The organism is Prevotella herbatica (assembly GCF_017347605.1).
Lineage (GTDB): Bacteria > Bacteroidota > Bacteroidia > Bacteroidales > Bacteroidaceae > Prevotella > Prevotella herbatica.
In genome coordinates this window covers 2,022,287-2,045,967 of sequence record NZ_AP024484.1, presented here as the reverse complement: position 1 = coordinate 2,045,967, position 23,681 = coordinate 2,022,287, and the positions used below count along the sequence as shown (strand labels likewise).

Annotated in this window: 11 protein-coding genes; 2 read left to right on the top strand and 9 right to left on the bottom strand. The window is 38.2% G+C overall.

Features of this window, described 5'->3' with window-relative positions:
- Window positions 1-51 precede the first annotated feature (51 nt).
- The 9 genes from prwr041_RS07560 to prwr041_RS07520 form a co-directional block, all read right to left on the bottom strand.
- Entirely contained in the window at window positions 52-1,491 is a 1,440-nt protein-coding gene (locus tag prwr041_RS07560) for a family 16 glycosylhydrolase (protein ID WP_207153221.1), read from the bottom strand.
- 7 nt (window positions 1,492-1,498) lie between these two features.
- Window positions 1,499-2,374 carry a discoidin domain-containing protein gene (locus tag prwr041_RS07555; protein ID WP_207153220.1) on the bottom strand — a complete coding sequence of 292 codons (876 nt, stop codon included), beginning with the start codon at window positions 2,372-2,374 and terminating at the stop codon, window positions 1,499-1,501.
- Window positions 2,375-2,390: 16 nt separating this feature from the next.
- Window positions 2,391-4,097: a RagB/SusD family nutrient uptake outer membrane protein gene (locus prwr041_RS07550; RefSeq protein ID WP_207153219.1), complete on the bottom strand. Its 1,707-nt coding sequence runs from the start codon at window positions 4,095-4,097 to the stop codon at window positions 2,391-2,393.
- Between the two features lie 17 nt (window positions 4,098-4,114).
- The gene (locus tag prwr041_RS07545) at window positions 4,115-7,117 is read right to left on the bottom strand and encodes a SusC/RagA family TonB-linked outer membrane protein (RefSeq protein WP_207153218.1); all 3,003 of its coding nucleotides are present in this window, start codon (window positions 7,115-7,117) and stop codon (window positions 4,115-4,117) included.
- A gap of 36 nt (window positions 7,118-7,153) precedes the next feature.
- On the bottom strand, window positions 7,154-9,100 hold the full coding sequence (locus prwr041_RS07540; RefSeq protein ID WP_207153217.1) for a RagB/SusD family nutrient uptake outer membrane protein: 1,947 nt from the start codon (window positions 9,098-9,100) through the stop codon (window positions 7,154-7,156).
- A gap of 20 nt (window positions 9,101-9,120) precedes the next feature.
- Window positions 9,121-12,261, bottom strand: a complete 3,141-nt coding sequence (locus prwr041_RS07535) for a SusC/RagA family TonB-linked outer membrane protein (protein WP_394370788.1) — start codon at window positions 12,259-12,261, stop codon at window positions 9,121-9,123.
- Window positions 12,262-12,665: 404 nt separating this feature from the next.
- Window positions 12,666-14,672 carry a RagB/SusD family nutrient uptake outer membrane protein gene (locus prwr041_RS07530; RefSeq protein WP_207153216.1) on the bottom strand — a complete coding sequence of 669 codons (2,007 nt, stop codon included), beginning with the start codon at window positions 14,670-14,672 and terminating at the stop codon, window positions 12,666-12,668.
- Between the two features lie 12 nt (window positions 14,673-14,684).
- The gene (locus prwr041_RS07525) at window positions 14,685-17,987 is read right to left on the bottom strand and encodes a SusC/RagA family TonB-linked outer membrane protein (protein ID WP_207153215.1); all 3,303 of its coding nucleotides are present in this window, start codon (window positions 17,985-17,987) and stop codon (window positions 14,685-14,687) included.
- A 134-nt stretch (window positions 17,988-18,121) separates the two neighbouring features.
- Window positions 18,122-19,207 (bottom strand): glycoside hydrolase family 43 protein, encoded by a 1,086-nt coding sequence (locus tag prwr041_RS07520; RefSeq protein ID WP_237072342.1) that lies wholly within the window; start codon window positions 19,205-19,207, stop codon window positions 18,122-18,124.
- A 265-nt stretch (window positions 19,208-19,472) separates the two neighbouring features.
- On the opposite strand from prwr041_RS07520, the gene prwr041_RS07515 reads away from it, so the two are divergent.
- Window positions 19,473-20,090 (top strand): fumarylacetoacetate hydrolase family protein, encoded by a 618-nt coding sequence (locus tag prwr041_RS07515; protein ID WP_207153213.1) that lies wholly within the window; start codon window positions 19,473-19,475, stop codon window positions 20,088-20,090.
- A 36-nt stretch (window positions 20,091-20,126) separates the two neighbouring features.
- On the top strand, window positions 20,127-23,672 hold the full coding sequence (gene porU / locus prwr041_RS07510; protein ID WP_394370787.1) for a type IX secretion system sortase PorU: 3,546 nt from the start codon (window positions 20,127-20,129) through the stop codon (window positions 23,670-23,672).
- The last annotated feature ends 9 nt before the right edge of the window (window positions 23,673-23,681 follow it).

The following is a 23,681-nucleotide window of genomic DNA, read 5'->3' as shown; positions in this document are numbered from 1 at the left end:
CAAGAATCGACCAAACATTAAATCTATATAGTCCTATTGAGAATTATATCTTTATTGATAAACACGCACATAATCAATGTAGTATTTCATAGGGAAAGCACTATTATCAATGCTTCCGCCATTATCTCCACCTAAAGCAAGATTCAACCAAATAAGATCGCCAAAGTCTGCAACCGTATTGCTAAACGGATTCATTCCGCCACCACTAGGAGCACCACCACCATTGCCATTTACAGTTTTTGATGTGCTTATTTCATTAATCAGTTCATCGTCAATATAAATCTTCAAACTATCACTAGTCCAATCCAAACGCCAGACGTGATATTTTGAAGCCCAGTCCTTATCCTTGCTTATGAAATTATCCATAGGTACAACCTTAGACTGCCAGTTTCCGCTCCATCGCTTGTCTGATCCCCAGCAATAGTTAGCATGAATAGCAGGAACTCCACCAGAAGGATAAGACTCAAGAATGTCTATCTCACCACCAAGAGGCCATTCCCAAGTGTTTCCAACTTGCCAGATAGCAGGCCAAGTACCACTCGCTGTAGGAATCTTTGCACGCACAAGCACCGTTCCGTATTTGTAGATGTACTTGCTTTGCATAGAAGCACTTGTGTATTCAGCATATTGTCTGTTTTGCTTCCAATCAGAACTTCCTGACTGATAATTTGGATTGTTCACTCTTTCCTTTCTTCCCTCAATCAGACAAGCACCCTTGCCATCAAGATAAGCATTGTCAGCCTGATACCATTGATCTTCGTGATTGCGTTGAAATCCGTTCTCAAAGGACCATTTACTAGCATCTGGTTTACCGGTTCCGTTGAACTCATCATTCCAAACAAGAGTCTTTCCGTTAAATTGCTGTTTTGGAGTTGTCTCGTCAGGCATTGTTGGGTCCTGGGTAGGCAATGTGACATAAAGCATCATTGTACTAACCTTGTCGTTAATTTTATAATCAGAAGAGTTTTTTAACGAAATAGGCAATACGAAAAATGCATCGGTATTATCGTTTCTTACAGGATTAGCCAACAATGTGCCACGATGAATAGTTATCGTCACATCATCTGATTTTGTCTGACCAGCTTTCAACGTAATATCTTTTGATGATAAGTTATAAGCATCTGTAGGCATTAACACAGCATTTGCATATTTAGCATAGATACCACCTGTTGGAGCCAAAGCTATTGCCTTATTCAGAGAATCACTATTGACAACAATATCAGCTTTGCAATCATTGTCAGCTTTCTGGTTTAGATACAAAGAAGTATTGATTGTTATTGTGGTGTCTGTTTTATCACCTTCCTTCAATCCTAAAGAAGAATTACATTCATTTCCGTTCCAGACTTGACGAGCCTGATTCAGTGCCAGCCACTTATAAGAGCCACTGTTCACATCGGCACGGTCTTCATATTCCTTACATGCTGATAATGAGCTTGCTGCCCAAAAAGCAGCAAACATCACCATCATGCTTTTAATATTAATCTTGTTCATTGTGTTTTTATTTTGATTCAGGGTCATTAATTATTATTTGAGCATCATAGAAAGCAAACTCAGAAAGATTAAAATACTTGACATCACCAAAAGTCTTGGTTACGACAAATCTGAAATGAGTAAAATCATTCTTTGCAGAATAAACATCAGAGGTGTATTCTGCTTTACTTCCTGAAGGAAGGTTTGTATTTACGGTTCCTATCGTCTCCCAAGTTGTGCCATCGCTACTTACCTGAAGGTCAAAAGCTTGAGGTCCAACTTGTGATCCATTACGGTTTTTATACCAAATGACAAAATTCTTATGACTCTCATTCAAATCAATCTGAATATATTGAGGCAAAGCCTTCTGAGGGCTACTCCATCTTGTATGGAAGAATGTGTTTGCATCACCATCAATAAGATTCTTGATAGGCCCTTCTGTTGGCTCCTGATCGTCTGTGCTCAACTGAGTTGCAGTCAAAGCTACTTTGGTTTTGTTTACCGTTACAATAGCCTTAGCTCTACCCGACATTGCATTGAAATCAGTGACACCGCCCTTCTCGTTCTGAGCATTATAGGCTTGGAAGTGAAAAGAATAGGCTCCGTATTTCCTTAACGTATTGCTGATAACAAGAGAATCGGTATATTTTGAAACGACAGTAGTTACCAACTTATTGTCAGAAGGATTTACATAAGAAATCTTCATATACTCATAAGCAGGAGATGTTTGTTCCCACTTAAGTTTTATACTTCCTGGCAATGAATCATACGAAATAGCCGAAGCATCCAGAGTTACAGGTTTTTCTGTATATCCAGAGAATTCAATGTTTGTGAAGTTGTCGCTACAAGAAGAGACAACACCGCAAAACGCAAAGACCAATATAATATATTTGATTTTTTTCATTGTTGTATAATTTATATTATTTATCCCAACCTGGATTCTGTGTGAAATTAGAATTATTATGCTTTAATATTTCAGACTGAGGTATCGGGAACAAATACATTTTATCATCCCAATTACGCTTCACGACTTCACGATTATAAGAGAAAGACCCATCTTGATTTTTCACAATATGCATCTCTGTTATTGAAGATAACTTGCTGCCTTCTTTCCAACGGCGCAAATCCCAAAAACGGTGTCCTTCAAAAGCAAGCTCTACCATACGCTCATTCTCGTATTTATTCCAAAAAGCCTCATTTGAAAGTCCTGCAGGAAATGCTGGCATCTTTACATCACTTCTGTTACGTATCACATTTACAGCTTCACTTGCAGACATTGTAAGTTCTACATTTTTTGCATCAGCACTGCCAAGGTATTTAAACACAGCCTCAGCATAGTCAAGATAGAACTCGCCCAACCTATAAGTTATCCAAGAATGGCGCTTACTGTTAGAATTGGTTGCAGAAACGTTTACAGATGCATCAAGATACTTTTTGAGATAATATCCTGTTGGAGTAGCTCCAGCAATAGGCTCACCATTCACACCACCATAATAAGTCTGTAATGGAGTGGAATTATATGTAGGCCAAGACTTGTCACCATTCAAAGCAACTGTCATTCCCAAACGAGGATCACGATTATCGTAAGGCTTATCTGGATTATACCCACTTCCATTCTCATTCCAGCGCATGCCCGTGGTCTTCATTTCATAGGCATCAACAAGGGTTTGAGTAGGGCAATTACCAGAATTTCCGCCTTCAACACCAATCGGGAAGTTATTACGTTCAAGACTGTTAAGATCTCCGATTCTCCTAACGTAAATCATTTCTGAGGCTTTCCAGTTATCAGCACCCCACAAGTCACTATATTTACCGAGTTTCACATTATATTTTCCACATGAATCAATAACAGCCTTACTTGCCAAAGCAGCCTGATGCCACCTTTCAATGTCATTTTTTTCATTGAACAATGGACTTGCCTGATAAAGCAAAGTTCGTGCTTTGAGTGCCAACACTGCAAGTTTGCTAGCCCTTCCTGTTTCGTTTGCAGCAGCATCATTACCTAGCTTTGAATAGTCAGCAGGTAAACTGTCACAAATTGCGTCACACTCTCCAACGATAAACTTAAAGATATCATCGGCAGGAGTTCTTCCTAGACTATTTGCTTGTTTATCCGTAAGAACCTCTGTCGTAAAAGGAACGGCACCATACTGTCTGGCAAGATTAAAATAATAATATGCACGAAGGAAACGTACTTCAAATTTCAATCTTTTGAAACGACTCATCTGAGCAATGTAATCCTGATTGAATTTATACTGTGAGAAATCACATTTATCACAGGTTGCAAGATAATAGTTAGCTTCACGTATCGCAGAATAGCTGTCAGACCAAATGTTAGACTTTGAATTAGATGGGCTCCAAGCTCCGTTGGTAAAGTCGTTTACACTACCTGAGCGCCAAGCATATTCCGACTCATCGCAGGCAGAAGCCAACATACCATTACCATAAGAGCCGAAATCATAATCTAGCTTACCATATATATTTGTAACAAAGCCAACTGTGTTGGAAAATTCAGTGAACACATAATCCTTATCGTAATTATTGAATTCAGTGTAATCAAGTTCATCGTTACATGCTGCAAGCATCAATAAGCAGATTGAACCGCCGATTATTGTTTTTATTTTCATTGTTGTATAGATTAAAATTAGAAACCAAGAGCCACTCCTACCACAACAGAGCGAGTTAATGGATAATTATTCCCATATTGTTCAGGGTCTGACTGTTTGATATGATCAAAGCACAGCAGATCAACGCCTCTTACATAAACCTTTGCGGTCTTTATGTATTTTGTCTTAGCTAGTAAAGAATTAGCAAACTTGTAATACAATTCTACATTTCTCAACTTCAAGAACGAACGGTTTTCCAACCAAACGGAATTTGTTCGGAAGTTATTTTCATTACTCTCTGATGTAAGACGTGGGAATTTGGCATCCGTGTTTTCTGGAGTCCAACGATTCTCATAATAATAGTTACTAATATTGGTATTGTTTATCAAAGGCCAATACATTGACTTAGTATTCAATACGGCAGTATAGTTACCTACGCCTTGGAACATTGCGTTAAAACCAAATCCCTTGTATTCCATTCCTATGTGGAAAGAATAATAGATTTCTGGGCAAACGTAATTGTAACCTAACTTAACTTCATCATTTTCATTAATGACTCCATCGCCATTCTGATCCTTATACTTGATGTCTCCAGGCTTTACCTGAGAAAATTGTTGTGCAGGACTGTTATCAATATCTGCTTGATCCTTAAAGAAACCAATTGCCTGTAAGCCATAAATCTGCTCAACAGAATTGTTGGTACGTCTCAAATAATTGTATGCACGTGGTTCCTCACGCTCATCAACGATTTTATTCTTTGACAATGTAAAATTAAGACCTCCATTAACTAACAAGTCACTAGTAATGCTCTTTGTATAGTCTGTTCCTAATTCCAATCCCCAGTTATCTACAATTCCACCATTAATATATGGACTATCGGCACCAAGTACCGCAGAGTTTGTACCACCAGCAGATACCCAGATATCACTTCTGCGCTGATAGAATCCTTCTAATGTTACATTCAATCCTTTAAACAAAGAAGCGTCTAGACCTAGATTATACTTATAGCTCTTCTCATTAGTGAAACTTGTTGAAGCCAAACGACCTTCCTGCCATCCACTACTCCAATCATAGTTTCCACCTAAATTGTATCCATTACCACCAGTGAAAGCTTGTTCCCAATATCCTTCAGCAGGAATATTGTCAACATTGATTATACCCCATGATGCACGTAATTTCAAGAAATCAACAAAAGAGATATTCTTCATAAAGTTTTCCTTTGACAGCACCCAAGCAGCAGAAACTGTAGGAGAGAATGCCCAACGATGACCAGGGGCCAATTTGTTTGAGGCAGCCATTGTTAAAGACAAATCTGCATAATACTTTCCCTTATAACCATAATGATTATACAAAGAAGCACTGTTACGATACCAAGTATTATTCTGGCCATTGCTATTTCGGTATTCATAATTCCACATAAGTACAGAAGATATTGAATGATTACCAAATGTTCTATCATAATTGGCGCCAATGCCGAAATTAAAATTCTTGTTTTGCCAGTCGAGTTTACTGTCAGAACTCATGGTTCCATCCTTACCGCCTGTGTAATGAGAATATGCAGAAGGCTCTCCATTTGTCCATTCAGACACAGCGTCACTGCCAAATTGATACTCTCTTGTATGGTTTTCCCAATATGCAGAGATATTATCGTAAGCTAATCTTGTCCATGCACTAAGTCCCTTTGTAACTGCTGATAAATCCTGATTTAATGTCAAATCAGCAAACAAAGCTCTAGTGTGTGCTTTGCTATAAGCACGACCTTCTGTAAGTGCAACAGGATTAGAATATCCGTCCCAAGTTGCATTGCCACCCCATAATCCACTTTCTGTCTTAATTGGGAAGGATGCCGCTGGCACTGTATAAATTTTATCCCACAAGTTATCGCTTGACAGTCCTGGTCGAAGAGTTTCCAATAAAGTTCCATCAATATTAACAAGAACCTTAGTTGTATTTGTCAAGTCAATATCGAGGTTTGTTCTGAAATTGGCTTTAGAATACTTATTCTGTGTTGAATACCCATCATTCATATTAGGATTAGCAACAAATCCTTGATTGTCCTGAAGATTGATCAATGTGTAATAACGCATTCGTGTGCCACCTCCACGGAAACTAAGATTAAAGATATTACTTGCACCTACATCTTTGAAACATTCTTTTATCCAATCCACATTAGGATAAAGATATGGATATTTGCCTGACTGGAAAGCATTAAGTTCTAAAGCTGAATATTTAGGAGACTTACCGTCATTAACGAAAGCCTCATTCATTGCATTGGCATAAGTATATGCATCAGCAAATTCAGGTCTGCGCTCTTCCCAATTAAATGCATGGTCGTAAGAAAAATTTATCTCATTACTTTTGTATTTACCACGCTTTGTTATAATATTAATTGCACCGTTTGCGCCTTTGTATCCATATAAAGCTACAGCAGGAGCATCCTTTAATACAATTACATTTTCTACCTCTTCTGGAGTAATATAGGAAATATTTCTCTCAATACCATCAACCATCACCAATGGATTCTTGCCAGCAAGAGTCTGCAATCCTCTTACATAGAAAGTTGGCTCATAAGAAGAGTAATCGCCTGTACCTTGCAATGTTGTTAAACCAAGAACATTACCAAATAGAGAATTTCCAATATTCTTTGCAGAGCGATTATTGAAATCTGAATTTGCAGCAGAGGCAACAGACATTGTCGACTCACCAACAGTTTGCTTTATACCAAAGCCAATGTTAACGGGTTGAGAAGCATGATCCATTACGATCTTTATACGTTTATTGCCATTCACAACAACCTGCTTCTTTGACTGGTCAGGAGCATCTACAATCAATTTATCATTCTGCGATGCGCTAATTTCAAACTGTCCATGACTGTCGGAATATACTTTTATTTCAGGAGCACTAAGCACACCAATCATAGCACCCGATACTGGATTACCAGATTTATCTACAATTTCACCTACAATATTGTCAGCAAGCCCCTGTGCAAAAGAGTTTATGCCAAGCATTAATGTTGCGGCTAATAATATATGTCGTTTCATATAATAATATTATTTGTATTCTTTCATTAAAAAAAATTACCAACCAGGATTTTGTGTCAATCCATACCCCTTATTTATTTCTGTTGGTGGGAATGCTGACAAATACCATTTAGTATCAAAATTTGTCCACCATACTCGGGCAACATTTCCTAATGGGAATTTTTCATATCTGAAATGTGTCGGCTGCGATGCTTCCCAACCTTCACTGCCTTGTTTTTTATCAGAATAAGAGAAATTATAATCCTTGCCATCCTTCTGTCTGAATATTCTAAGTCCGTGAAGTGTTCTCTCGAAAAGATCAGCTCTTCTGTAACGAATCATGTCAAAAAATCTAGTATCTTCAAATCCTAGTTCACAGGCACGTTCATTAAGAATAGCATTTATTAAGTTAGTCTTATCATTGAAATCTGTTTCAGGCTGACTTTCCTTTAACCCTTTCAAACCGACACGTGAACGCACAACATTAATTTGCTTTATCGCATCATCAAAACTGTTGTTCTGTGCTAATGCCTCGGCATAAATCAAATACATTTCTGAGAGTCGCAGATAAGGCCAACATGTAACCCTACCCTTTTCATCATCCTTATTCATATAGAATTTATTATTGGCTAGACCTGTTGCATATTGTCCTGATTCAGATGAAGGACCACTGCTAGCTTCTCGTCCATTAATCCACAGCTCTCCACGGCGACCGCTCATATTACCATTATCGTTAAGACTCCATTGTACATTATTCACAATCATTGTCTCATATAAACGGGGATCACGAGTAAGATCAAAATTATTATCCTTATTAACAAACATCGTGTCAAGACTGTTGTTTTTATTCTCCTTATTAAAATCAAACGGTCTACCGTCTTTCCAAGGGAACATTTCCATATAGTCTTCTGTCGGAGTATATCCTCCAAATGCATTCCATTCTGTAACAAACTTAGAATCCCAGTCACTCCAATCACCGGCATAACCTTTATACTTTACGCGAGTAGAGATAAGCATTTCAGTTGTTCCACGACTAGAATATGCATTGCGGAACGCTGCACGATATTGTCCTGGAGTAGTTCCCGCAGCTTGAACTAACTGATAATATCCATTGGTCTGAACAGCATCAAAGAAATCCTTGCAAGCCTGCAAACATGCTGTCCACAGTTCCGGTTTGTATCCTCCATACCAAGCCTGATGTTTATCATTAGCCTCTTGGTTTCCTGTTGTGCAATAAGGGGTTGCAGAATTAAATAATGGAGATGCAGCGAAAACCAATATCTTACATTTCAATCCCATTGCGGCAGCCTTAGTAAAACGTCCGTCCCAGTTAGATCTATCTGCTTCATCAAGAACCCATGGTAATTGAGGAGCAGCTTCATCCAACAACTTAACCATAAAATTAACAGTTTCTTCTACAGTCGCACGAGGTAAATCGTAAACACCTTCTGTACCGTCAAAAGACTGTTTTGCAATAGGCAGTCCGCCATAATGACGGAACATATCAAAATAGCGTGAAGCTATAATACATTTTGCCTCAGCTTTAAGCCTTGTTTTTTCAGCGTCATCTATACCAGGAGTTTTATCTACATTCTCCAAGAATATATATGCAGCCCTAACGGCAGACCAGACATTCTCGCCACAATAATTAAATTTACCAGCATTACCTGGAAGGTAAGTACCTGAATAAAATTGGCGATTTACTTCGTCCCAAGAATTGTGACTATGCCAACTATCAGAAAGAGCCTCAAATACTCCAGTATTCATTTTAACACCTACACCACCGTCCCAATAATATGGAAGACCATAATATAATTTACTGTATGTATTCCAAAGAAAATCTCTTGTATATTCAGCATTATTAAAGATAGTATCTTTAGTTACATCACCACCAGGAGCTTTTTCCAAAAAGCTGTTACCAAATTTGACTTCATCCACACAACCTGAGGTCACACTTAACGCCAAGAGCGCAATAGCTCCTAAAAATATATGTTTTAATTTCATATTGTTTATTCTTTTATTTTTTAGAATCCTAATTTAAGTGTCAAAGCAAACGACCTTGTCAATGGATATGAAGGACGATCACTTGTTCTTGATTCTGGATCTCCCCACTTGAAACTAGTAAATGTTAGCAAATTATATCCACTGAGGGCCAGACTGCACTGATTCATACCAATTTGGTGCATAAATGGAAAATCAAAATTATAAGCAATCTGCATACTCTTAAGACGCAAGTAACTTGCATTGACTTCATAAAGAGTAGAACCTGCATAGTTATTTGACGCATGAACCATTGTTGCACGTGGGTATTTTGAATCAGGATCTGGATTTTCTGGTGTCCACGTATTGTCGTATTGATACTTAAGCAAACCCTTATTTCCTGTATCTCCTAAAGGCTGACGGAATGTTTCATCAAGCATACGACTAACGTTCCATGCTCCAGTCCATTGAGTTGACACCTCAATATTTTTCCATGAAAAGCCTAAGTTTAGACCTAATATATATTCAGGATCGTCTGTATGTCCTAAACTATATGAAGCATCATTGGCATCAATAACACCATCCCCGTTTAAGTCTACATACACACAATCGCCAGGTAATAAACCACCAGAATGCTCGGCTATGTGTTTACCATATTGTGAATAATAACGCGCATCTGCGGTCTCATCATAAAGTCCCCAGAATTGACGTATATCTCTAGAACCTATACGGTGACCTTTTCGGTACATGTAATCATAGTTCTGAGGCGCCTCATACATTTCTTTTATCTCATTTTGATTATAAGAAAGATTGCCTTCTATCCAATAGCGAAATTTGTCTGTGATGTTATCACCCCATTTCAATGTAAGTTCATATCCCCAACTATCAACTTTTCCAAGGTTAGCGTATGGAAGTGTGAATCCCAACACTGTAGGAGCAGTCATATTCTGCAGAAGAATATCCTTTCTCTTTTCGTAATAATAATCAAATGTAGCTTTAAGGCGATTGCCTAAGAAATTCATATCTACACCATAGTCCTGCTTGAATGATGTTTCCCAAGTTACATTCTTGTTATGTTTCTGCCCTTCATAAGATCCAGGTTTGTTACTTGATACATTTGTTCCGAAGTTGTATCCTCCTCCGATTCCATAAGGGTCTGAGGTATACATAAAACGGTCACCACCTACTTTATCATTACCAACGAGTCCCCATGAACCTCTTATCTTAAAATAAGACACAACATCCTTCAAATTCTTAAAGAATGGTTCTTCACTTGCTATCCAACCAACAGAACCTGCAGGAAAGAAACCATAACGCTTATCTGGGTCAAAGTTCTCTGAGCCGTTGTAACCTGCATTAAATTCTGCCATATATCTATTATTCCAGTCGTATGTTACACGTCCAACAAGGCCTACATAGCCTGTAGGAATATCAGAATACTGTGATGGGTAATATCTCTTTGACTGATTATACAGCAATAAACCTCCGACATGGTGAAGTCCAAAAGAATGACCATAATCAAGACTAGCCTCCATATACCAGTTACGCCCCTTACCAAATGCTTCTCCATAACCTAACTGAGAATTCGTACCATTCTTTCTGTATTCAATTGAACCATCAGGCTGCAATACCGGATTATACGTAGCAGCACTACTACTGCGTTGCTTAGTAACAGTATAATCACTATTATATGAACCTTTTATTTTCATGGAAAGACCTTCTGTTATAAAGTCTAATTTCTGATTTAAGATAATATCAGCATTAAGAGTATTGGTACTTGATGCCATATAGCCCAAACCATAGTATGCACCAAGACCACTTGCACCAACAAATGGCAACTGATAATCATCATAGTTAGTAGCAGACATGACATACTTTCCATCTACGATACCAGGACTAGAGAATGGTGTTGCCCAATATAAATGTCGGAACAACTGATTGTTGTCTTCGCCTGAATATGGAGTATTTTTATTGTCAACTCTACCACCTATATTCACAGACAATGTAGTTGCCTTTGTTAATTCAAAGTCTAAGTTTGCACGATAGTTAAATCGACGATACTTAAAGTTAAAATCATAAGGTAAAGACTGCTGTTTAAATAGTCCGTCCTGAGTATAAGCACCCATTGACACGAAATATTTCACTTTCTCTGTACCTCCTGAAATATTAACATTATGCTGTGTTTGCAAAGCCGCATTTTTAAAGCAATAGTCTATCCAATCGGTATCCGGAAATCTGATTGGATCAGAATGATCCTTAAACTTCTGCATAATCTCACTTGAGAAAGGTGTTTTTGTATCAGCTGCATCGTTCTTAAGCATTTGGTTATAATAGCTACCATATTCATAAGAATTAGCCAGCTTCAACATATTCGTAGGAATGATAACACTTGCAGATGTTGATACAGAAATATGCGCTTTTCCTTCCTTACCTCTTTTAGTAGTAACAAGGATTACACCATTAGCACCTCTAACACCAAAAACAGCCGTAGCAGAAGCATCCTTCAACACCGTTATGCTCTCAACTTCATTCGGGTCTATTTCATTGAAATCTCTTTCAACTCCATCAACTTGTATCAAAGGAGAAGAATCTGCCCATGTTGCTTTACCACGTACAAGGACAGAGGCTGCATCAGCTCCTGGTTCGCCTGAATATTGGATAGAAGACAAACCTGAAACTGCACCTGAAAGCATATTGGTGATAGAGCCTACTGGTGTCTTCAACAATTCAGACCCTTTTATGCCAGAAATAGCACCAGTGACAGTAACTTTCTTCTGTGTTCCATAAGCAACAACCTGTACGTCTTTCAACATAGTTGAATTGTCCACCATTGTAACACGTAAAGGGCTTGAAGAAACTTTAGCTTTCTGTGGTTCATAGCCAATCGAAGAGATCTGAAGCACGGCACCAGCAGGCGCGTCAATCCTGAACTTTCCGTCCATATCGGTAATAGTGGCTTGTTTTTCCCCTATTATTCGTACTGTGGCGCCAATAACACTTTCGCCATTACTGTCTACAACAGTACCTGTTACATGTAATGTCTGATGCTGTTCCACTGCATTGATATTAGGAGAAACAACAGCCTTAGCTTTTATTGAGAAAGGCGAAATCAGACTAATCGCGACAAACATGAATGAACAAGTTGCGCGATTTTTAAAATCATAATTCATATTAATTATTGACATTAAATTATTAATAATTTACATTGGATTAACTGATAGTTATTAATCTTCGTATAAACATTTAAAATTTTCATCGGTATTGGTTTTCATAATTAGATTTCCCAAAAACAGGAAGATCGTCAAGGTGATAGATTTACATTATACATGATCATTTCATTAAGAGTTTTGAGTACATTATTAGTTATTATTATGCAAAATTACAAAAAAGAGCCCCCTTTTTAGGCTTATTTTCGTAAAAGCAGGGGTGTTTTTCGTAATTCGTTATTATTTATTAAAATCAGATAAACTCCATTATAATTGTTCTTGCTGATAAGGTAATAATAATTTAAGGAGAATATAAAATAAGGAGCCAGCCAAAATATTTTTTGACTGACTCCAATGTTAACTATAATCCTATATAATAAAGCCTATTTTTCGGCAGGTTGATCAGTTGTTGTAGGCCAATATGGATTCTGATACAACGGAGACTGATCTATTGATGCATGGTCTGATGCAGTAAGTAAGAACTGACGTATAGGCAATGGTTCAAGATAATGAGCCATGTGCCATGTTAATCCATCCTTAAAGTTATTGTTAGCCATAACGACCTCCAAAGGTCTGTAGTATTCACTCAAATTTGGAGAAGATACATTAGAACTTGAAGAACCGTCACCCTTAAGACCAGTGTACCAACCTTGCATAGGAGTATTCCACAAGTGGAAGCCTTCAACATGGCAAGGAGTAGTCATCAATTGATCATAAGAACGCCAACGTTGCAAATCCATACCGCGGAGTCCTTCTGCAAGAAGTTCACTGCGACGCTCACGACGTATATTGTATAAAACCTTATCTGTTAACAATTGACCGGCAGTATAAGCACCCCAATCCCTTGTTTCTTTACTCATATCGGTAGCTTGAATCGTTACAGTAGGATCAATAGCTGCGCCAGAGAATCCAGCTTTTTGACGAACGATTTTCCAATACTCCAATATTCTACCAGAACTCAAATTATTAGTAAGCATATACTCTGCTTCCATGTAATTAAGTAAAGCTTCTGTTGCACGGAATATTTCACATGCATTATAACTTTTACCATTACCACATAATTGTCTATCAAAAGTACCACCCTTACGAATAGTATATCCAGTTACGTAACCTGTCTCACTTGTTTTACTTTTAATATTAGGCACTGGCTCAACTTGAACGTAATGATCCTCAGAAGAACTCATGTTTTTAAAACAGTTGGTCTGTCCTGGCACCTTAAGGAAGATTGTAAGGCGTGGATCGCGGTTTGTAGCAACTTGTGTCAACGATGTGTCACAATATTGATAATCAGATGCATAAATAGGTTTACCATCTTTCATCAAGTAACCTTCTATCAAGCTACGAGTGAAACCTGTACCGATATCTCCAGCCTGCACAGCAACCTCTACATCATTATTCACACCCAGAGAAGTACTATATTGTCTCCACAATAAAACCTCTGGTGTGTTTGAACAGTCGGTTGTGCCCCATATATTGAAATATGGATTATTAGCATCGGATAATGATTGAGGTATCTTTCCTGTATTAGTAACCAATTGGTTCTTATACTTTTCAGCTACCTTTTCTGATGCGTCAACAGCCAACTGGAAGAAATACTGCGCCTCTTTATCTATAGAGCCAGAAGGATATGCATAATTTTTATTATAATCTTTTGTAGCTCCAGGCCAGCCTGTTCCCTGAGGAACAAAAGGAGTTCCAGCAAAGTTTGTCAACCATGAACCTTCAAACAAAGCAACTCTAGATTTAAACAGCAATGCTGCATCTGTAGAAACTCTTGTATGCTTAGATTCAAAGTCTTCTTTCATGTAAGTTACAGCTGAATCAAGATCACTGACTATAAAACGAGCAACCTCATTACATGGTTGACGTTTGTCAGCTGCAACAAGAATAGCCTCATTATCAGCCAAAGGTGCTGTAATAATAGGAAGGTCGCCAAATTTCTTCAATAAATCAAAATAGCAATAAGCTCTCATAAAATATATTTCACCAATATACTGACGAATATTTACATCAGAGCCACTAATACCTCCTGCTTTATATTTAGTTAATATCTGATTTAATTGATAATTTATGTTTCTGATATTAGACCAAGACCAGTCACCATTCGTATTACTTGTCTTATACAACCCAGTTCCAAATTTATTATCTGGAGACCAAGAAGTCTGATTATCAGTGTTATTATCATTATTATAAGTTCCATAATCCCAAGCACCATGTCCAGGAAGAACATCTTGATAGAATTGGTTTGCAACTGCTTGAACCTGAGACTCCGTAGTATAAAAACTCTCAGGAGTAAGATAAGAAGGTGGATCTTGCTTTAGATAATCATTACAAGAAACAAGTCCTACCGACATTGCCAGTGCTAGTATGTGAATTTTATATAGTTTCATATCTTTATCGTTTTAGAATGTTACATTAAGTCCAAAAGCTACAGTCTTTGATAATGGGTATCCATTATTCTTATTACCTTTATTGTCATAACCAATTGTCTCAGGATCATATTGATCAGGGACACTAGTTATAGTAAACAGATTCTCAGCAGAGAAGAATACACGCAAATTTGTTATTCCCCAATTTGAAACTATTGACTTTGGTAAAGAGTAACCAATTTGCAAATTCTTTAAACGCATGTATGCTGCATTCACTAAATAACGACTTTGACACTGAACATTCTTGTCACTCCAAGTTGGTCTAGGAAGGAATGCATCTGTATTTGCGCTTTGATATCCATTTGCAACAGACCATGAACTTGCATCACGATAATAATCTGATACTCCAGTTATGCCAGAGCACCACCAGCGTCCACTGCCCGTAGCTCCAAACATATATTCAAGACCGTTCCAAGAATCACCTACCCAAGAATCACGTTTCAACACTCCCTGGAAGAATGCACTTATATCGAAGCCTTTCCAACTTGCATTCAAATTCAAGCCTACCAAATAACGAGGTGTACTATTTCCGATAACTTTTAAATCTCCATGATCGGTAAGTGTACGTGCACCAGATGTGATCTTCTTATCACCATTTAAATCCTGGTACATAATATCACCTGCACCCCAATTATTACCAAGTGAGCTTTGGTCAGCTACAGCTAAATGAGCATCCATCTCACTCTGGCTCTTCGCAATACCTTGTGTCTCATAACCCCATATCTCGTTCTTGTAACGACCAGCAATATAAGTATCAATAGAATTTGTAGGGTTATTAGGATAACGAGTAATCTTTGTCCTTGCATCAGACAAGTTAACCGTAATACCATAAGCTAAACCATTTTGCAAAACGTCACGCCAACTAACCTGCAATTCCCAACCGTTTGTACGTAAGTCGGTATTATTAGTTTTTGGCACGCTTGTACCAAGAATAGAAGGTAATTCAGGAGCACTACCAATCATATTCTTTGTATTGCGAACATAGTAGTCAAAGCTACCCGTTAATCTATTATTAAAAGCTCCAAAATCAAGACCAACATTATAACTTTCAACAGTTTCCCAACCTAAAGAAGTAGAAACAAGACCAGGTGCACCTGTTATATTTGTGTTTGTACCATTCTGTAAGTAAGTTCCTGCAAAAGGAGAATATGTTATCGTCTGGTATGTTTGATACCAATTATCAGTATTCTGGTTACCCAAAGAACCATAAGAAGCTCTTAATTTCAAAGTATTAATATTCTTTGATAGTGACTCAAAGAATTTTTCTCTGGCAATATTCCAACCCATAGATACAGAAGGGAATAATTTCCACATATTATCAGTACGGAAACGGGATGTTCCATCATATCTAAGGTTTGCCTCTAAAAGATAACGCTCATCATAGTTGTAGTTAAAGCGTCCGAAGAATCCAGCTGTCTGCCATTGGTTACGAGCACCATTAACACTTGGAGTTACAGGAGTACCAGTATAGCTAAGTCCTGATGTCAAGTCAACTTCTGGTTTGCTAGGATCCAAAATACCATCACGCTGCAATCCGAAAACAGTTTGTTTAAGCTGTTCTGTCTGGAAACCACCCAAGATATGTAGATTATGCTTTTCGGCTATGCTCATTGAATATTCAGTATAAGCCTGAAAGTTAAGATAGTTTTCCTTTTTAAGATCTTCATGCACATTTGAGCTTGTATTATAGATTACAGGTTGACCAGATACATCGTGATTATATGTTTGCTGAGAATCCCAATGACGATCGGCATTCATTATTCTGTAATTAAAATCAATATGTGTAACCCAGTTTTTAATTGGCTCAAGCTTAAAGCCTAACTGATGATATTGAGTATCCTCTTGAGTATTATCATGTCCACCAGTTGCCAAGGCTAAAGCTGGAGATGGTGAAGAATAATAATATCCATTACGATCATATAATGGTAATACTGGCCATCCCTGTCGTGCCATGTCACTATACAAACCATTTGTTAATGCAGAAGGACGTTGATAGTCTGTACGAGTAAAGCGCATTGAATAACTCATTGTAATCCATTTTGCCAATTCTGCATTAATTTTAGCTGTTCCGTTGTAACGTTTGTAAGTATCTTCGCTCATCTTCATAAAACCACCATTATCCAAATAGTTTAAAGAAGCATAATAATTAAAGCTCTGATTACCACCATTTACGCTTGCATTATGTTCCTGTGAGAATGCTGTATTTTTATAAACAACATCATACCAATCAACATCATCAATTCCATAACCATATCCATCCTGCCATGAAGTACCATTACTAGTACCGATTGCATATAATTTCTGGCCATCAGCTGTTATACGCTGTCCAAGACCATTTGGTGTTGCATTGTGATACGCAACGATCTGTTTCATTCTGTCGTTATCGAAAAAGACACCATTACCACTATTATAATCGGCATCGTTCATCCATGCTGCGAAATCAACAGAATTCATCATGTGTTTTCCATGAATCAAAGAGCTCCATCTAAAACTATTATTATAGTTTACGACTACTTTTCCAGCACCACCTTTTTTGGTAGTAACGAGTATTACACCAAAAGGAGCACGAGAACCATATATAGATGAAGCAGCAGCATCTTTAAGTACAGAAATACTTTCTATATCCTGAGGATTTAGAGTATTTAAATCACCTTCCATACCATCAATCAATATTAATGGAGAACCACTAGAACCTTCACCTATAGTTCCTGTTCCACGAATATTAATATTAGGAGTAGCATCCAATGTACCACTACTAGAAGAGATTTGCAAACCAGGGATAAGGCCCTGAAGTGCCTGCGTTGCATTTTGTACAGGGCGTGCAGCAATTTCATCACCAGTGACAACACTTACAGCACCTGTCAGATTTAACTTTTTCTGTGTACCAAATCCAACGACAACAACTTCATCAAGAACTTTAGAATCTTCTTTTAAGACTACTTTCAAAGGGGTACCTTTCTTGGAACTGACAATTTGTGTCACATAACCAATATAAGAGATTTCAAGTTCGCCACCACTTACTCCTGTCAAGACGAAATTACCATCAACATCAGTAATGACTCCAGACTTGGCGCCTTTAACTTTCACTGTGGCACCGATAACAGGCTCGCCCTTGGCGTCAAGAACATGTCCTTTAACGACGTCGGACTGTTGAACAGTATTGACTGCGTCTACACCAGCTCTTGAAACGAGTGGAAAGCCGACAGTAAAGGCTGAAACTAAAACCGTAGAAAACAACAAATGTTTTCCGGAGAAATGCTTTAGACTATTACTCATAAACGTACATTTAAGTTTTAATTATTAGATAGATTATTGTTATAAAATGTTTTCGTTCTGCAAATATACCAAACAGACTTTAATACATAAGGTGTGTTTTTCGTAAAAGCAGGGGTGTTTTTCGTAATTCGTTATTATTTATTAAAATCAGACAAACTCCAACTATCGCGCCACTCAATTATGGGTTTGTCATTTTTGAACTCTATTGGCAACCAAATATACCTCGCATCACTTGGATGCTCAGGTCTCCAGACGTCAGCCATAAAGATGAATTCCCCATTCACATTCAATACATAGGTGCTCTGGCCGCCAAATGTTAAGTCCGCTCCCTTACCGATACATGGATTTGGCAACTGCTTCCATGGTCCCATAATGTTATTTGCAGTAAACAATCTAGCTTTGTTTGGTGCCCATCCTGTGCATCCGCTTGTAATCATCCAATACACACCGTTTCTCTTGAATACAGCTGGAGCCTCATTCATTTCTGAAATAGCCATTCTAGCATATTTACCAGTATGAGCAGTATAGTCGTCTGTGAGTTCTGCTATCTGCAAAGTCAAATTATCTTCAGATGAATAGATGTGATAAGCCTTTCCATCTTCATCAACAAAAACAGTCTGATCACGTGCCATTTGTCCGCTTGCTAGGTCTCTTTTTACAAACAAACCCTTCTTTATAGCATCATACCATTCAGGAGTCCACCACTTCAATGCCATCATGTCGGTGTAATGAGAATTTACATCAACTGTATCTTTACCTATCATATTAATAGGATAGATATTAGGATTTACTCGTCCCGAATGAATATACTTATAAGGTCCAGCAACATTGTTACTTACTGCCACACCATAGCGAGCAGCAGAATACCCATTCCCCTTTAACTCGAGATGAAACCACATAACAAACTTCTTTGTCTTCTTGTTGTAAACAACCTTTGGGCGTTCCAATATACATCCTTTAGCAATGTCACTGCTTTCATCGTCAGATACAGCAAGCGCCACTCCACGATTTGTCCAATCAACAAGGTTTTTTGAAGAATAACAAGTTACTCCAACCATCGCCGAGCTGGTTGTATCAGACTTGTATTCACCAAACCAATAGTATGTACTATTGTAATTTATCACACCTCCACCATGAGCATTGATGTGGACACCATTGTTGTCCTTCCAAATTTCACCAGGATAAAACTTTTTAGATGCGCCCCTTCCGACAATCTGCATCGGCGATAACGCTAATAACAAAAATAGACTGATTATTAGTTTTGTTTTCATAATTAAAAATATAACGACTGCAAAATTAAACAAAATCAAACAACAGAACGGTGTGTTTTTCGTATCATAAGAGGTGGATTTCGTATTATGTAAACATAAGCTTAATTTGCAAAAAACATTTTTTTATTTTGTGATTCCGGCAACTTTATTTACCTTTGTCAATAATACAGGAAAAGACTTATTTACCGATTTCCTTTATAAAGCTACAAACAATATGAAGATTTTTGCTATTGGAATGAACTATGCCGAGCACAATAAAGAACTACACGGCACGTTAAATAAACCAGAAGAACCCGTAATTTTCACAAAGGCTGACACTGCTTTACTGAAAGACGGAAAACCTTTTTTCATTCCCGATGACATGGGAAGGATTGAATATGAAACAGAATTAGTGGTGAGAATATGCAAACTGGGAAAAACTATTCCAGAGCGTTTCGCCCACCGATATTACGATGCTGTGACTGTTGGAATTGACTTTACTGCACGTGAACTGCAAAAGAAGTTGAAAGATGCAGGAAAGCCTTGGGAAATAAGCAAGGGATTTGACGGTTCGGCTGCGATTGGAGACTGGATGGAGAAAGAAAAACTTAAAGATATTCAGTCTTTGCAATTTCATCTTGACATCAACGGTAATACTGTGCAGGAAGGTTTCGCTGGTAACATGCTTTACAAAGTTGATGAAATCATTTCTTACATCAGTCGCTATTTCACAATAAAGACAGGCGATCTACTTTATACCGGTTGCCCTACAGGTTGCGGTCCTGTACATATTGACGACCACTTGGAGGGTTACCTAGAAGACTACAAACTTTTGGATTTTAATTGCAAATAGGTCGCTGACTAAATATTTTCAAATAATGCTTTTCTTTTGAGATGTTTCGCTAAATATATATTGGCAACAGTGATGTTGGCTGTTTGCTTCACGCTATCAGCCTCACAGAGATTCTTTAATCTGACTTACGATCAGGTAAAGATCGATTCTGCACTGCCTAATGTCACGTATTCACTTCCACTTGGACTTGATTATCAAGACTCTATATATAAAGTAAGCATTCTCTATCCCGACTTTATTGAGTTGCCACAAGCTAACATTGATCAATACAACAAGATATCCGGTGCCACTTTATCTGAATTGCCTGTAATAAATCAGTTTATTGCTGTAAATAGCAAACAGCCATGCCTTGTGGTATCATTCTGCCCCATCGTTTTTCGTGATGGGCATTACCGCATATTGGCAAGCTACATGCTAAAAGTTGAGTCATCAGCAATCAGCAAAACTAGAGCCAAATCATCGGCAGCAATTTCAAGATCAACTGTTTTATCATCAAGATACGCACCATCTTCAGTGCTTTCATCAGGGCGCTGGGCAAAGATAAAGATTGCATCATCAGGTGTGTTTGAACTTACAGATGCGCTTATAAGAAAGGCAGGATTCTCTGACATTTCAAAGGTCCACGTTTATGGTTATGGTGGAAATCTTCAAAACGAAGTGCTCAATGAGGATGAACTTATTACCAATGATGATTTGAAAGAAGTGGCATTATGCAATGTTAACGGAAAGAGATTATTTTATGGTCGAGGTTCTATTTCATGGAGTAGCAACGATGCAAGCAGACGTACCCGTAATCCTTATTCTGATTACGGATATTATTTCATCACACAAAACGACATAGAACCGCAGACTGTTGATTCAGCAACCTTCATAAATTCATTCTACCCTTCAGCAGATGACTATCATTCTTTTTATGAGGTAGACGGATATTCATGGTATCATGGAGGGCGAAACCTATTTGACAAGGAAGAGATTACAATTGGAAACAGTAAGAATATAATTCTCAATAATACAGCCAATGCCAAAAGCGGAAAGCTATCGGTAAACGTTAGCGCAGGCAATAACTCGATGGTGCAGGTAATGCTTAACGACTCGATACTTGGCACACTGGATATTTCGTTGGGAAGTTATGACAACGGTAACGAGGCAGGCAATACGTATTATATAAATAATTTAAAGAACGAGGAAAACGTTTCTATAAAGGCATTATCTGGCGGTCCTATCCGTATGGATTATGTATCTATGGCATGGGATACTCCTATTGCAGCTCCTGATATTTCGAAAGGTACATTTCCTATTCCTGAATACGTAAGCAACATTTCAAATCAAAACCACCATGCTGACAAACAAGCTGACATGGTAATAATAATTTCCACATCGGGAAAATTACTTGAGCAAGCAGAAAGACTAAAAAAGTTTCATGAGACTCATGACTCATTAAGCGTTAACATCGTGAAGGCTGACGAACTGTATAATGAGTTTTCAAGCGGAACACCTGATGCTAACGCCTATCGAAAATATCTTAAGATGCTCTACGACCGAGCTACTACAACAGCAGAAGCGCCAAAATATCTGCTCTTGTTTGGCGACGGTGTATGGGACAACAGAATGCTCACTGCAGACACAAAGACATACGACAAGGATGATTATCTATTATGCTACGAAAGCGAAAATTCTTTCAATTCAATCACATGCTACGTTGATGATGGTTTCTACGCACTTCTTGATGACGGTGAAGGAGGCGACCCACAAAGAAAAGACACTCCAGACATTTCGGTTGGAAGATTTCCTGTAACATCGGCTGCCGAGGCAAAGATTATGGTTGACAAGACCATTAACTACGTAACCAATGAAAATGCAGGAGCTTGGCAAAACACAATGATGTTTATGGGTGATGACGGCAACCAGAACCTACACATGGACGATGCCAACACTGCAGCCGACATGATGGCAGAGAAGTATCCAAACTATCTAATAAAAAAAGTGATTTGGGACGCTTATAAGAGAGAGACCTCTACTACAGGAAACACTTACCCTGATGTTACGAAAATCATTAAACAGCAACAAGCCACTGGAGCCCTTATAATGGACTACGCTGGACATGGCTCTGAAATAATGATTTCACACGAGGCAGTGCTTGGACTTAACGACTTTGCCACATTCAAGAATAAGGCTTTACCCTTGTGGATCACAGCCTCATGCGATATCATGCCTTTTGACGGAACTACAGCAACAATTGGAGAGGCAGCCGTACTGAACGAGAACGGTGGCGCAGTGGCTTTCTTCGGAACAACACGAACTGTTTATGCCCAATACAATAAGGTGCTAAACATGGCGTATCTGAATTATGTGCTTGATTACACAGGCGGAAAAGCGAATACAATAGGTGACGCACAAAGGTTGGCAAAGACAGAAATGATAATTACCGGCAAAGATCTTACAACCAACAAACTACAATATTCATTGCTTGGAGACCCAGCAATATCACTCATCAAACCAAGACAAAATATTGTAGTCGACTCGATCAACGGGATTTCTACATTGTCTTCAACATTACCTATATTCAAAGGTGGCAGCATTGCCAAAATATCGGGACACGTAGAAAATACAACATCCCTAACCGGAATTATCACGGCTACAGTAAGAGACTCAAAAGAACTAATAACATGCCGACTAAATGATCCTACCGAAGCAGACAGTGCATTTGAATATTACGACCGCACAAAATTATTGTATAATGGTTCAGACAGTGTAAGAGCAGGCAAGTTTGCTTTTTCTTTCGCTGTACCCAAAGACATAAATTATAGCGATGGTACTGGACTTATAAACCTATATGCCGTAAACAACGATAGGTCAATAACTGCAAACGGACATTCTGATCACTTCAAGGTAGGTGGATCTGATGTAGACGCAAACGATTCAATAGGTCCCGCAATATATTGCTATCTTAATTCTCCTTCGTTTGAAAACGGTGGAAACGTGAACACCACCCCATATTTCGTGGCTCAAATTAAAGACGAGAACGGAATAAACGTCACTGGAAGTGGAATTGGTCACAACTTGGAACTTATCATAGATGGTAAAGCCACAATGACCTATAATCTGAACGATAATTTCAGTTATGATTTCGGAACATACAAGAGTGGAACAACATACTATAACATTCCAGAACTCACAGAGGGCAGACACAAACTACAGTTCAGATCTTGGGACATCCTCAATAATTCATCAACTGCCCAACTAGACTTCAATGTAGTTAACAGACTTGAGCCAAATCTTTTCGGGGTTTCTTTGTCAAATAATCCAGCAACTACAACTACCACGTTTATTGTCAACCACGATCGTACTGGTTCTGACATGGACGTCCAGATAGAAGTTTTCGACATGAGTGGCAGAATACTGTGGAAACATTCAGAAACAGCCATACCAACTTCCAGCGTCTACACTGTGACTTGGGACTTATGTACAGACGGAGGAAACAGGCTCCACACTGGTGTTTATCTATACCGTGTTAAGATTTCATCTGAAGGAAGTTCAAAAGTAAGCAAGTCGCATAAACTGATTGTGATTGACAATAATTAGTCATCAAAG

Coding starts and splice junctions, on each gene's coding strand:
- prwr041_RS07560 (WP_207153221.1), bottom strand. CDS start 1,491: ATGAACAAGATTAATATTAAAAGCATGATGGTGATGTTTGCTGCTTTT.
- prwr041_RS07555 (WP_207153220.1), bottom strand. CDS start 2,374: ATGAAAAAAATCAAATATATTATATTGGTCTTTGCGTTTTGCGGTGTT.
- prwr041_RS07550 (WP_207153219.1), bottom strand. CDS start 4,097: ATGAAAATAAAAACAATAATCGGCGGTTCAATCTGCTTATTGATGCTT.
- prwr041_RS07545 (WP_207153218.1), bottom strand. CDS start 7,117: ATGAAACGACATATATTATTAGCCGCAACATTAATGCTTGGCATAAAC.
- prwr041_RS07540 (WP_207153217.1), bottom strand. CDS start 9,100: ATGAAATTAAAACATATATTTTTAGGAGCTATTGCGCTCTTGGCGTTA.
- prwr041_RS07535 (WP_394370788.1), bottom strand. CDS start 12,261: ATGTCAATAATTAATATGAATTATGATTTTAAAAATCGCGCAACTTGT.
- prwr041_RS07530 (WP_207153216.1), bottom strand. CDS start 14,672: ATGAAACTATATAAAATTCACATACTAGCACTGGCAATGTCGGTAGGA.
- prwr041_RS07525 (WP_207153215.1), bottom strand. CDS start 17,987: ATGAGTAATAGTCTAAAGCATTTCTCCGGAAAACATTTGTTGTTTTCT.
- prwr041_RS07520 (WP_237072342.1), bottom strand. CDS start 19,207: ATGCAGATTGTCGGAAGGGGCGCATCTAAAAAGTTTTATCCTGGTGAA.
- prwr041_RS07515 (WP_207153213.1), top strand. CDS start 19,473: ATGAAGATTTTTGCTATTGGAATGAACTATGCCGAGCACAATAAAGAA.